This is a genomic window from Lapillicoccus sp. (genome assembly GCF_046595215.1).
Taxonomy (GTDB): domain Bacteria; phylum Actinomycetota; class Actinomycetes; order Actinomycetales; family Dermatophilaceae; genus Lapillicoccus.
This window is the reverse complement of sequence record NZ_JBKJPP010000183.1, coordinates 1-12761: the sequence shown is the minus strand read 5'-3', so window position 1 is coordinate 12761 and position 12761 is coordinate 1. Positions and strand designations below refer to the sequence as shown.

The window sequence follows — 12761 nt, the reverse complement described above, 5'->3', positions numbered from 1 at the left end:
GCCTCGAGGGTGTCGTCCGCCGAGAAGCGGCCGTAGAAGGCGTGGCGAGAGCCCTGGAGCGCGGCGCCCGCGTCGGCGACGTGCTCGAAGTGGGACGTGGCGAAGTGGGTTCCCGCGCGACACGCGAGCACATGGATGAGCTCGTGCCGCAGGACGTCGAGGGCGACGGAACTCGTGGTGGCCTTGGTGACCCACACCTGGCAGGTGCGCATGTCCGTGGTCGCATAGGCGGGGACACCGCGATAGCGCGGCAGCGGGGCCAGGTGGACCGTGAAGCGGTGTTCGGCCGCGAAGGCCCGGACGGTGCGCTCCACCGACCGGCTCGCGACGGATGCCGCCGAACCTGTGGCGATCGCTGGCGCAGCCACCGCTTCCGCCGGAGCTGCTGCCGCCGGAGCTGCCGCCGCCTCCGTCACCACGGAGTCCGTCGGCGGGCGCTGGTCTGGGTGGGCCGGTCCAACGGCCACGCCGACGGCGAGGACGGCGGTGAGGACGGCGAAAGAGACGCTGCGAGCGTGCTGGGTGGTTCTGGGTATCTGAGTCATTGGGTCCAGTATCCCCCAGTCCGCCGACATCAGCGAGCCCAGCGCGGGTCGGCGAGCCGGTGGACGTGCCCTGTCAGTCGCGGCGGCTGCGACCAGGGTCCTCGTCGGGATCGCCGACGATGTCACGGCTCGGGTGACCCTCGCCTTCGATGCGGTTGCCGTCCGCGTCGAGGCGGTTGCCCTCCTTGTCGGTGCGGACGTCGGGGTCCAGTGCGTCGGCGCGACGGAGTTTGGTTTGGCTCTCCTCCGCGGCTGCGTCGCGCTCCATCCCCTGTCGTTGGGCCTCGACCTCCAGCCGCTCGGCCTCCGCCGCCCGCTGGTCAGACTCGGCACGCACCCGACGGGCCTCGGCCTCCGCCGAGGCTGCGGTTGCTTCTTGCTCCCGCAGCGCCATGTGGTGCTCAGCCGACGTGTCCCGCAGCTGAGCAGCCTCCACCCGTTGACTCTCCATCCGCTTCTTCCGGGCCCGGGCGACGACGACGGCGACGATGACCGCAACAACCACCACTGCGGCAACGATCGAGATCCATCCGGTCGAGTTCATGATCGTCCACTCTCTCGTATCGGGCTCACCGTTGGGCCCGGGAGTCAAAACTAGTCCGTTCGGACCCCCGCGTGAGTGGCACGGTCGAGTCAATCGCCAGGGGGCAAGCGGTCGACGTCCGCCGCCCGAGCGCTCGCCCAAACAGGCAACGAGCCGTCGCAGGCGAAATGCGCTGGTATGCCGGACGGCTGGCCTCCGTCGGCAGGTGCGGCCGGGCGCGCGGCCGGCACGGTGGCTTCACGACGTGCGGCGCACCGCCAGGAGCGCGACGTCGTCGTCGGACCCCGCCCCCGCCATCGCGTCGGCGAGCGTGGTGAGCCAGACCTGCACGTCGTCGATCACGATCTCGGCGATCCTCGCGCCGAGGCGGGCCAGGCTGACGTCGATGTCCTCGTCGCGTCGCTCGGCGAGGCCGTCCGTGTAGAGCAGGACCAGGTCGCCCACCCGGCAGGGGACCCGCTGGGAGGTCCTCGTCACCGCGCCGACCCCGAAGGGCGGTGTGCCGCCGCTGCTCAGGATCCGTTGGGTGCCCTCGGCAGTCACCACGAACGGCGGCAGGTGCCCGGCGATGAGCACGTCGACCATGTCCGCGGCAGGGTCGAAGAGCAGGTAGGCCATGGTCACGAGCGGGGTCGCCGGATCGAGCTCCATCAGTCGGTCGAGGCTCGTCCCGATCCTGCTCGGGTCCGGGTCGTCGGCGACGTAGGCGCGCACGGCGGAACGGAGGCGCGACGACGCCCCAGCCGCGTCGACGCCGCGGCCCATGACGTCCCCGATGACGACGGCCAGCCTCCGATCGGGCAACCGGATCACGTCGTAGAAGTCCCCGCCGACATCGGTGCGGCCCGAGGGACGGTGGATGGCCGCCATCTCCCACCCGACGACATCGGGTAGCCGCTCGGGCGACAGGGCCCGCTGCAGGACCTGCGCCGCATGCTGGGTCTGGGAGAAGAGGTCGGCGTTGTCGATGGCCATCGCCGCCCGGCGGGCGAGGTCCTCGGCGAGGGTCATCTCCTCCGGCCCGTAGGTGAGCCGCGTCCCCGCCGCGGCGAAAGTCATCACCCCGAAGACCCGTCCGCGAGCCGTCAACGGGACGATGAGGTCGCACCGGATGCCGGCGTCGTCCGGTGCGGGCGCCACGGAGCGGACCTGCTCGAACCGGGCACTGACACCCGTCCGGGCCACCTCCAGCGAGCGTGACTGCACGCCAGGGTCGTCAGGCAGGCGATCGCGGCGGCCCCCGGGCCCAGACGCCGCGCCGGGCTCGACATGCGCGACCGCCAGGGTGCGCAGCCTCCCGTCCTCCAGCATCTCCACGGTGCAGCGGTCGGCGAACTCGGGGACGGCGAGCCGGGCGACGGTGGCGAGGGTCTCGCGGTGGTCGAGGCTGCTCGCCAGCGCGATCGAGGCGTCGGAGAGGAACTGCAGCCTCCGCGCGCGCTCGGCCCCGAGTCGCTGCGCCTTGAGGCGGGTGAGTGCCTGGGTGCACGCGTCGGCGAGCACCTCCAGCAGCTGCAGCTCGAAGGGGCCCGGCTGGCTCCCCGGCCCATCGAACCGGAAACCCAGTGCGCCGAACGGTTCCGAGCCCCACGGCATGAGTGGCATGCAGACGACGGACCGGTCCTCGTCCCCGGCGAGCACGGGGTAGTCACGCGCCACCGAGCCCGCTCCGAGGAGGATCACCGACCTGCCGGTGCGGACCGCCTCGCACATCGGGTGGTGCTCCGCGAGCGAGAAGGTCTCGCTCGTGAGGTCCAGGGCCAGCGCCTGCCCCTGCAGGCCGAGGGGGCGCAGCTGCCCGCCCTCCCGGACCGCGAGCATGGCTGCGCTGGCCCCGGCGACATGAGCGGCCTCCCGAAGGACGATCTCGGTGACCGTTGCCACGTCGGTGGCTCCGACGAGCTGACCCGTGACCCTTGCAAGACCGGTGACCCTGATCAGGGCCACCGGCGAGTCAGCACACTCCGGCAAGGTCGTCCACCGCCGCGTCCACGGTGTCGTAGAGCGCGAAGACGCCGTCCAGGTGGGTCATCCGCAGGAGCTTCATCATCCGGTCACCGATCACCAGACCGAGCCGGCCGTCGACGTCCATGGTGGCCGCTCGGACGGCGACGAGGCTGCTCAGCCCGCTGGAGTCGACGAAGGGCACCGCGCTGAGGTCGAGGACGAGGGTGACACCCGGGGACAGGTCAATGCCCTCGACGTGGCGGGTCAGCTCCGGGGAGGTGGACATGTCCAGCTCGCCGGTGACCCGCACGACGACGACACCCGGCCGCACCTCGCTCGAGCCAACCAGATCCATGCCTCACCTCGTTACGTATCCCCCCAGTGCTGTCAGGCTAACGGGAGAGGCGGGAGGACGAGGCGGAGTTGGCGAACGTCGGTCAGTGCTTCTTTCCCGGGGGGATGATGGGGGTGTGCTCCTTGGCGTCGGACTTGGCGTGCTTGTCGGCCCGCTTCTCCTTGAGGGATTTGCCGGCCTTCTTGGCGAGGTGTTGTCGGGGTGACTTGTCGGCCATGGGGTGCTCCCTCGTCGGGAGCCTGGATGGCTCCACGGGTCGACAGTACGCCCGTTCTCAGTGCTCGACCGCGTATGCCGTGTCGACGGCGGTCTCGAGCTCGCGCCGCGGCCAGCGAGAGGCCACGAGGACGACTGCGCCGAGGCTGATGACGGCGCACATCGTCACCGCCGCTGCCGGGCTGGTGAGCTCGGAGAGCCACCCGGCAAGCAGGTAGGACAGGCCGGAGGACGTCACCGACACGGCTCCGGCGAGGCCGAAGATCGTGGCGCGTCGACCCTTCGGGGCCAGGAGCGAGAAGGTCGACTGCAGGGGCAGCATGAACGCCTGCAGCGCTCCGCTGACGAACCAGGCCACCCAGGTGACGGGGATGGACGGCTGGAATGCGGAGAGGAACAGCGGAGCCGGCATGAGCAGGGCCATGACGATGATCCGGGAGTTCGCGACCTCCGGCTGCCACCGGCCCACCAGGACGACGCCGAGCGCAGCGCCGGCGATGGGGGCGGCCATCAGCAGCCCCCCCAGGCGGGCGTCCCCGGCATACGGGATGGCGATGGCCTCCGGGGCGACGATCGCCAGCGTGGACACGAGGCTGAGCCCGAGCAGGCACCGGAGCACGCGGTGGCGCCTGATGTAGGCACCCCCCAGGGCGATGTCCCGGAAGAATCCCCCGAACCCCTTGCCCGGGGTCCCCACGACGGGTCGGGCCCTCACCACGACCATCACGACAGCGGCCGAGACGAGGAAGGTCATCAGGTCGACGGCCAGGCTCACCCCCGCCCCGAGGAAACCGACGGCCAGACCACCCAGGGCCAGGCCTGCAGCCTGGTTGACCTGCTCCCCCAGGGCAGTCAGGCCCATGGCCTTGACGTAGAGGCGACGGTCCTCGAACAGATCGGTCATCAGCACCTGGTTCGCCGCCACCGCGGGTCCCCCGAACGTCTCGAGCAGGAGCAGCGCGATGAGCAGGGTACCCACCGGTGCCTCGGCGGTAACCAGCCCGATGAGGGCCAGGACGCAGAGGGAGCGGGTGAGATGCGCGCCGATGAGCACGTGCTTGTAAGGAATCCGGTCGGCCAGCGGCCCCAGGAGGCTGCGGCCGAAGATCGACGGGAGCATGCTCACGGCCAGGACCGTGGCCGTCGCCAGGGGTGACCTGGTGCGCTCGAAGACGACCGCGGCGATCGTCAGCCGGGCGATGTAGTCGCCCCAGGTGGACAGCGCCGCGGCGACGAACAGGGCCGGGAAGCCGCGCCTCGCGAACACGGAGGCATACGAAGGTGTCGTCAACAGGGCCCCCTCCCGCTCCTTCATCCGGCTGAGGCTATCTGTCTAACGGGGGTCGTAGAAGCTGGAGTCGGTTGCAGTCCGGCTACGACGCGCGACGCGTCGGTAGTCGTCGTTGAGGGAGGGCCCGGACCCCGGCGCCCGACCGATGATCCGGCCCACCCCGTCGGCGTCGCGCAGGTCGCTCGGCACCCCGTCGGCGGGTCGGCCACGCCACAGGACGGAGGCGTTGCGCAGGGACATGGCCAGGGTCCAGGCGGCCGCCAGGTCATGAGTGTGGGCGGGGCTGAGGAAGCCCCCCTCCCGGGCGGCCTCGAGGGCCGCGATCGTGCCGGTGACCTGCAGTGCTGGCTGGGCGTGGGCCTGTTCGAGCTGGATGAGCTGGACCGTCCACGCGACGTCGGTGATCCCCCCGAGACCGAGCTTGAAGTGGGTCCTGCGGTCCCCCCCGCGGGGGAGCCGCTCGGCCTCGACCCTGGCCTTCATCAACCGGATGTCCCGAACCTGGGCCGGGCTCAGCCCCTCCCGCGGCCAGCGCAGCGGGTCGACGAGAGCGATGAAGTCCGCGCCGAGGCCGGGATCGCCGGCCACCGGCCGGGCTCGCAGGAGCGCCTGGAACTCCCAGGTGAGCGCCCAGCGCCCGTAATACGTTGCGTAGGACTGCAGACTCCGCACCAACGGGCCGCTCTTGCCCTCGGGGCGCAGGTCGGCATCCAGCATCAGCTGGGGGTCGGGACCGGCGCCGCCGAGGAGCCGTTTGACCTCCTGGACCACGAGCACGGCCTTGCGCTGGGCGTCCTCCTCGGACCCGCCGGGCACCGTTCGGTGCACGAACATCACGTCGGCGTCGGAGGCGTAGCCCATCTCCCGTCCCCCGAGACTCCCCATCCCGATGATCGCCATGGCCGTCCCGAGCGGCTGGTCGTCGGCCGACTCCACCCGCCGCACGGCGAGGTCGAGCGCCATCTGGAGGGTCGCACCGGCCAGGTCCGACAGGGCCCGCCCCACCTGCGCCAGGGTCAGCAGACCGGTGAGGTCGGCGAAGGTGATCCGCAGCAGCTCATGGCGCCGGATCGCCCGGACGGCAGCAATGGCGGTGTCTGCGTCCGCCTTGCGACCCGACGCGCTGCGCATCGTCGCGGCGAGCTGGTCCTGGGTGCGCGGGACGAGTCCCCCGGGTTCACCGAGGATCGCCACGGACTCGGGCGAGCGCACGAGGAGGTCGGCGGCATACGTGCTCCGGCCGAGGACGTGAGCCAGACGCTCGGCAGCGCTGCCCTCGTCGCGGAGCATCTTGAGGTACCAGTGGATCGTGCCCAGCTCCTCGCTGACCCTCCGGAAGGCGAGCAGCCCGGCGTCGGGGTCGGCCTCGTCGGCAAACCACCCGAGCATCACCGGCAGCAGGGTCCGCTGGATCGCCGCGCGACGGGACACCCCCGTGGTCAGGGACTCGAGGTGGCGCATCGCCCCGGCCGGATCGCGAAAACCCAGTGCCGACAGTCGGGCTCGCGCCTGCTCCGGGCTGAGCGACGTGTCCGAGGAGCTGAGCCGGGCGGCCGCGGCGAGCAGCGGGCGGTAGAACAGCCGCTCGTGGATGCGCCTCACCTCGCGGGAGTGGGACGCCCTCAGCTCGGCGACCGCCCTGGCCGAGTTGGTGCGCAGGCCGACCGCCCGCCCCAGGCGACGCAGGTCGGCCTCGCTCGTCGGCATGAGGTGGGTGCGCCGCAGCTGGTAGAGCTGGATCCGGTGCTCCAGCGTCCGCAGCAACCGGTAGGCCTCGTCGAGGGTCGCCGCGTCCGCACGCCCGACGTAGCCCCCCTTGGCGAGGGCGGCCAGGGCCTCCAGCGTCGTGGCCGATCGCAGCGACTCGTCGTGGCGGCCGTGCACGAGCTGGAGGAGCTGGACGGCGAACTCGACGTCGCGCAGCCCCCCCGGACCCAGCTTCAGCTGACGGGAGGCATCGGCGGCCGGGACGTGCTCCTCGACCCGACGCCGCATCGCCTGGACGTCCTCGACGAAGTTGTCCCGGCCCGCGGCCTCCCACACCATCGGCCCGATGGCGTCCTTGTAGGCGCGCCCGACCTGGAGGTCCCCGGCCGAGACCCAGGCCTTGAGCAGCGCCTGGAACTCCCAGGTCTTAGCCCAGCGCTCGTAGTAGGCGCGGTGGCTCGCGATGGTCCGCACCAGCGGTCCGTGCTTGCCCTCGGGGCGCAGGGCCGCGTCCACCGGCCACAGGGTCCCCTCTGCCGTCGACGCGGCGCAGGCCCTCATCAGGCCGGCCGCGAGGTGGGCACCGATCTCGAGCGCGCGTTCCTCCGCGACCCCCTCGGCGGGCTCCACGACGAAGATGACGTCCACGTCGGAGACGTAGTTGAGCTCCCCGCCGCCGGTCTTGCCCATGCCGATCACCGCGAGGCGGCAGTCCTCGTGGCCCGGCCCGAACTCCTCGCGGGCGATGGCCAGCGCGGCCTCGAGGGAGGCCTCGGCGAGCCAGGCCAGCTGCTCCGCAGCCGCCGGCAGGTGGCTGACCGGGTCCGCGGAGGTGAGGTCGATCGCGGCGATGGCGAGCAGCTCGCGGCGATAGGCGATGCGCAGCGCGTCGTATGCCGTGTGACTGCCGCGTTGCTCGCGGCCCACCGCCGCCACGAGGCCGGTCCGCAGACCCTCGCCGGTGGGCGCCGTCGCCTCCGCGACGCACCGCCAGTGGCCCGGGTGGGCGACGAGATGGTCGACCAGGGCCCGTGAGCCCCCGAGGACGGCGACGAGCCGGTCCCGGGCCGAGCCCGTCCGTCGCAGGGCCGCGAGGAGCTCACCCGCGTCGGCGTTCCCGTCGATCCGGTCCCCGGCGCTGGAGGACAGCGACTCCACGACCCGGACCAGACCCAGGAGGGCGAGGTCGGGATCCGCCGCTCGGCTCAGCGCATCCGGCAGGCCGTCGTGGAAGACATCGTCGAACGGGTCGACGAAGCCGGCCAGCGCCTGGTCGCCGAGCAGCCGGGCAGCCCGGTCCGGCTCGGCGAACCCGAGCCGGGCAAGCTGTCCCTCGAGCGAGCCGGCCCGGTGCACTAGAGGCGCGGCAGGTATCGGTCGAGCTCGAACTGCGTCACCTGGCTGCGGTATTCCTCCCACTCGGCCCGCTTGTTGCGCAGGAAGAAGTCGAAGACGTGCTCGCCCAGGGTCTCGGCCACGAGCTCGCTCTGCTCCATCGTCTCAAGAGCCCGGCCCAGGGACGAGGGCAGCGGGTCGATCCCCATGGCGAGGCGCTCGGCCGTGGTGAGGTTCCAGACGTCGTCCTCGGTCTCCGGGGGGAGCTCGTAACCGTCCTCGATGCCCTTGAGGCCCGCCCTCAGCAGGACGGCGAAGGCGAGGTAGGGGTTGCAGGCCGGGTCGAGCGAGCGGACCTCGACGCGCGTCGACTGCCCCTTGCTCGGCTTGTACATCGGGATGCGCACCATCGCGGACCGGTTGTTGTGTCCCCACGTGAGCTGCTCGGGAGCCTCGCCGCCACCCCAGAGCCGCTTGTAGGAGTTGACCCACTGGTTGGTCACCGCAGTGATCTCGGCGCCGTGGCGCAGCAGTCCCGCGATGAACTGCCGCCCGGTCCGGCTGAGCTGGTAGGGGGCGCCCGCCTCGTGGAACGCGTTGGCGTCACCCTCGAAGAGGCTGAGGTGCGTGTGCATGCCGGAGCCGGCGTGGTCCGAGAAGGGCTTGGGCATGAAGGTCGCGTAGATCCCCTGCTCGAGCGCGACCTCCTTGACCACCGTGCGGAAGGTCATGATGTTGTCGGCGGTCGAGAGCGCGTCGGCATAGCGCAGGTCGATCTCGTTCTGCCCGGGCGCCCCCTCGTGGTGGCTGAACTCGACGGAGATGCCCATGCTCTCGAGCATGGTGATCGCGGCCCGCCGGAAGTCCTGCCCGGTGCCGTGGGGGACGTGGTCGAAGTAGCCGGCATCGTCGACGGGGACGGGCCGCCGCCCCGCCCTCCACTCCTTCTTGAGGAGGAAGAACTCGATCTCCGGGTGGGTGTAGAAGGTGAAGCCCATGTCGCTCGCCTTGGTGAGGGCGCGTTGCAGGACGTGGCGGGGGTCGGCGAAGCTCGGCGACCCGTCCGGGAGCAGTAGGTCGCAGAACATTCGCGCGGTGCCGGGGCTGTCCCCGCGCCACGGCAGGATCTGGAAGGTCGACGGGTCGGGCCTGGCCAGCATGTCGGCCTCGAAGACCCGGGCGAAGCCCTCGATGGCCGAGCCGTCGAAGCCGATGCCCTCGCTGAACGCGCCCTCGAGCTCCGCAGGGGCGATGGCGACCGACTTGAGCGTGCCGAGCACGTCGGTGAACCACAGCCGCACGAATCGGATGTCGCGCTCCTCCAGGGTGCGGAGCACGTACTCCTGCTGCTTGTCCACGTCGTGCTCTCCCCGATCAGCAGGCGTACGGCCTCGTCGTCCGGGACCCGGGTGCCCGGCCGCCGGCACTTCCCACACTACGGAACCACGCACCGCCGCCGCCGCCCTGCAGGTGCGCCGGACCCTCTGTCGCCACAGCCGGTCCGCGGCGTGCGCGAGCGTGGCCTACGGTCGCAGCCTCACGAGCGAAGGACCACCGATGACCCGCACCGTGCACCTGGCCTACGGCACCGAGGGTCTGACGGTAGAGCTGCCGGCGTCGCGGACGACCGTGGTCGAGCCCCGCTGGGAGCCCACCGTCGCCGACCCGTCAGCGGTGCTGCTGCAGGCGCTGCGCTCACCGGTCGCCGGGCCCCCGCTGCGCGATCGGGTCCGGGCCGGCCAGACGGTGGCGATCTCGGTGTGCGACGCGACCCGGCCGCAACCGCGCGAGGCCATGGTCCGTGCGGTCCTGGCCGAGCTCGAGGGGGTGGTGCGGCTCGAGGACGTCGTGGTGCTGGTCGCGACCGGCACGCACCGGGGCAACACCGACGCCGAGCTGCGGGCCATGCTCGGTGACGAGCTGGTCGACACCGTGCGCGTCGTCAACCACGACGCCCGCGACGACGCCACGCTCACCTGGATGGGCACCTTCGGCGACGGCGTGCCGGTGTGGCTGTGCAGCGAGTGGGTGCAGGCCGACGTCCGCATCACCACCGGCTTCGTCGAGCCGCACTTCTTCGCGGGCTTCTCCGGCGGGCCGAAGATGATCACGCCGGGTCTCGCCGGGTTGGAGACCGTGCTGGTCCTGCACGACGCCCGCCGCATCGGCCACCCTGACGCCCGATGGGGGGTGTGTGTCGGGAACCCGGTGCACGACGACATCCGGGCCGCCGCCATGTCGACGGGCGCGGACTTCTCCCTGGACGTCGTCCTGAACCGCGAGCAGGGCATCGTCGCGGCGTTCGGCGGCGACCTGCTGGCGATGCACGAGCTGGCCCGGGAGCGCTCCCGCGACCTGGCCATGGCGCCTGTGCCCGGTGAGTTCGCCGTGGTGCTCACGACGAACGCCGGCTTCCCGCTCGACCAGAACCTCTACCAGGCCGTCAAGGGCATGTCGGCGGCGGCCACGGTGGTGCGTCCCGGCGGGCTGATCCTGTGCGCCGCGGAGTGCCGGGACGGCTTCCCCGACCACGGCTCCTACCGCGAGGTCCTGGCCTCGGCGGCCTCGCCCCAGGCCCTGTTCGACGAGATCTCCGCGCGCGAGCGGACGGTGCCCGACCAGTGGCAGGTGCAGGTGCAGGCCAAGATCCAGATCAAGGCCCGCGTCGGCGTCCACTCGACGTACCTGTCCGACGAGGACCTGCGGGCGGCGCACCTCGAGCCGGTGCCCGACCTGGCCGAGGCGGTGGGTGAGGCGCTGGCCGAGGCCGGCCCCGATGCGCGCGTGTGCGTGCTGCCCGAGGGGCCGCAGACCATCCCGTACGTGCTCTGAGACTGCCCGGGGCCATGCACACGGACCGACGAGCCAGGCCCCTCTGACCGTCGGCAAGGCAGCGGGACGTGCGGGCGGGAGGGGTCAGCGTCGGGTCTCCCGCCGGCCGTCGCTCGACCCGTCAGGGCTGTCCTGGAGCAGTTCGGAGAACAGCGCGCGGTAGTGGACCATCGCCTGCCGCAGCTCCTCGGTCGAGGCCTGCTCCCGGTCGTTGCGCTGGGAGATCTCGTGCGCCGCGCGGTACTCCTGGACGACCTGCGCGTGGTCCACCGAGACGTCACGTGCCATCTGGTCGAAGTCGCCGACCGGGTAGCCGCGGTGCTCCATCACGCGCGCCACGAGCCGGTCTGCCTCCGTGACGGCCGCGTCCGGCGCGTCGACGAAGCGCTCCTGGGTGCCACGCCACTGCTCGGCGTAGCGGTCGCGGTCTGCCGGGGCGAGCGGCTGGATGTCCAGGGTGTCGCGGCGGTCGGCCCGCTCCCGCAGCTCCCGCTCGGCGTCCCGCTTGCCGTCGCTGTCCTGCACCGTCCGGTCGTACTCCGGACCGAACCGCTCCTGCAGCGCCTTGCGCTTGCGGGACTGCAGCACGAAGAACGCCACCGCAGCCAGGACGAGCAGGACGAGGACCACCAGCAGGATCGTGCTTTTCATGAGGTTCCTCCGGGAGGGGTCGAGGGGTCAGGTGGCGAGCAGGCGCTGGAAGAACGAGCGGTACTGCTGCAGCGCGAGCCGCAGGTCCTCGGTGTCGGGCTGCCCGCCCTTGTTCCACTGCTCCTCCAGGTCGCCCTTGCGCTCGGAGAAGCGTCGGGCCAGGGCCTGCATCAGCTCGGCGACGAGGCCGTCGCCGTCCCGGACCGCCGCCTGGGGGTCGTCCACGAACCGCGACTGGACCTCGCGCCAACGGCCCAGGAAGGCATCGGCCTCCCCTTCGTCCAGCAGCGGCAGCTCGACGCCGGCCTGCTGCGTGGCGGCGTCGGGCGTGGCCACGGGGTCGGGCTCGGACTGGGACGTGGACTCGTCAGCTCTCGGGCGTCCGGCGATGTCGTCGGTGGACAGGCCTTGCGTCATGCGGCACCTCCGGGTCGGTGTGATCCGCCTCACCCCTACCCCGCGTCCGCCTGCTGACGCCTCGGCCCGGCGGGCCACCGACCTGTGACGTGGTCGGTCGCACCGGTGGGCAGCCGGCGAGAGGGGAAGGGCTGAGGGCCAGCGTGGGTTGCCGAACCACGTCCACCCGTACCGCCATGACCCTGGAGGACCCTTGACCACCAGCACCACGAACGTCTCCGCGAGCGGCAGCTTCTCCCTCGGCGGCGACCTGCCCGTCACCCGGCTCGGCTACGGCGCGATGCGCATCGTCGGCAAGGGCGTCTGGGGCCCGCCGGCCGACCACGACACCGCGATCGCCGTGCTGCGCCGCGCCGTCGAGCTCGGCGTCGACCTCATCGACACCGCCGACAGCTACGGCCCCTACCTGTCCGAGGACCTCATCCGTGAGGCGCTGCACCCGTACGACGGCGTCCTGATCGCCACCAAGGGCGGGCTGACCCGCAGCGGCCCCGACGTGTGGGAGCAGGTCGGTCGGCCGGAGTACCTGAGGCAGTGCGTCGAGATGAGCCTGCGACGCCTCGGGGTCGAGCAGATCGGCCTCTACCAGCTGCACCGCTTCGACAGCCAGGTCCCGGTCGAGGACTCGCTGGGCGCGCTCAAGGAGCTGCAGGACGCCGGCAAGATCAAGCACATCGGCATCTCGGAGGTGACCGTCGCGGAGATCGAGCAGGCCCGCAAGGTCGTCGACGTGGTCTCGGTGCAGAACCTCTACAATCTCGGCAACCGCCAGTCCGAGGCGGTCCTGGAGTACTGCGAGACCGAGGGCATCGGCTTCATGCCGTGGTTCCCCGTCGCTGCAGGGGACCTCGCGAAGCCCGGTGGCATCCTGGACGAGATCGCCGCCGAGCACCACGCGACCCACGCCCAGCTGGCGCTGGC

Annotated in this window: 12 protein-coding genes; 2 read left to right on the top strand and 10 right to left on the bottom strand. The window is 71.8% G+C overall.

Features of this window, described 5'->3' with window-relative positions; translation table 11 throughout:
- The 8 genes from ACLL9L_RS15805 to ACLL9L_RS15770 form a co-directional block, all read right to left on the bottom strand.
- Positions 1-545, bottom strand: a 545-nt coding sequence (locus tag ACLL9L_RS15805; RefSeq protein WP_411285615.1) for a hypothetical protein, incomplete at its 3' end; no start/stop codon positions are given.
- Positions 546-618: 73 nt separating this feature from the next.
- Complete coding sequence (locus ACLL9L_RS15800; protein ID WP_411285614.1) at positions 619-1089, bottom strand: hypothetical protein; 471 nt, start codon at positions 1087-1089, stop codon at positions 619-621.
- A gap of 237 nt (positions 1090-1326) precedes the next feature.
- A complete protein-coding gene (locus ACLL9L_RS15795) occupies positions 1327-3036 on the bottom strand; it encodes a PP2C family protein-serine/threonine phosphatase (protein ID WP_411285613.1) in 1710 nt (569 codons plus the stop codon).
- 7 nt (positions 3037-3043) lie between these two features.
- On the bottom strand, positions 3044-3391 hold the full coding sequence (locus tag ACLL9L_RS15790; protein ID WP_411285612.1) for an STAS domain-containing protein: 348 nt from the start codon (positions 3389-3391) through the stop codon (positions 3044-3046).
- A gap of 82 nt (positions 3392-3473) precedes the next feature.
- Positions 3474-3608: a hypothetical protein gene (locus ACLL9L_RS15785; RefSeq protein ID WP_411285611.1), complete on the bottom strand. Its 135-nt coding sequence runs from the start codon at positions 3606-3608 to the stop codon at positions 3474-3476.
- Between the two features lie 57 nt (positions 3609-3665).
- Positions 3666-4922, bottom strand: a complete 1257-nt coding sequence (locus ACLL9L_RS15780) for an MFS transporter (protein ID WP_411285610.1) — start codon at positions 4920-4922, stop codon at positions 3666-3668.
- Positions 4923-4940: 18 nt separating this feature from the next.
- On the bottom strand, positions 4941-7961 hold the full coding sequence (locus tag ACLL9L_RS15775; protein WP_411285609.1) for a bifunctional [glutamine synthetase] adenylyltransferase/[glutamine synthetase]-adenylyl-L-tyrosine phosphorylase: 3021 nt from the start codon (positions 7959-7961) through the stop codon (positions 4941-4943).
- A complete protein-coding gene (locus ACLL9L_RS15770) occupies positions 7961-9298 on the bottom strand; it encodes a glutamine synthetase family protein (protein WP_411285608.1) in 1338 nt (445 codons plus the stop codon). Before ACLL9L_RS15770 ends, ACLL9L_RS15775 begins: the two co-directional genes overlap by 1 nt.
- A gap of 199 nt (positions 9299-9497) precedes the next feature.
- On the opposite strand from ACLL9L_RS15770, the gene larA reads away from it, so the two are divergent.
- A complete protein-coding gene (gene larA / locus ACLL9L_RS15765; RefSeq protein ID WP_411285607.1) occupies positions 9498-10772 on the top strand; it encodes a nickel-dependent lactate racemase in 1275 nt (424 codons plus the stop codon).
- An 84-nt stretch (positions 10773-10856) separates the two neighbouring features.
- Here the strand turns inward: larA and ACLL9L_RS15760 are convergent, their stop codons facing one another.
- Together ACLL9L_RS15760 and ACLL9L_RS15755 are read right to left on the bottom strand one after the other, a co-directional pair.
- On the bottom strand, positions 10857-11423 hold the full coding sequence (locus ACLL9L_RS15760) for a hypothetical protein (protein WP_411285606.1): 567 nt from the start codon (positions 11421-11423) through the stop codon (positions 10857-10859).
- A gap of 27 nt (positions 11424-11450) precedes the next feature.
- Complete coding sequence (locus ACLL9L_RS15755) at positions 11451-11840, bottom strand: hypothetical protein (protein WP_411285605.1); 390 nt, start codon at positions 11838-11840, stop codon at positions 11451-11453.
- A gap of 193 nt (positions 11841-12033) precedes the next feature.
- On the opposite strand from ACLL9L_RS15755, the gene ACLL9L_RS15750 reads away from it, so the two are divergent.
- The coding region (locus tag ACLL9L_RS15750; protein ID WP_411285604.1) for an aldo/keto reductase at positions 12034-12761 on the top strand (728 nt) is incomplete at its 3' end.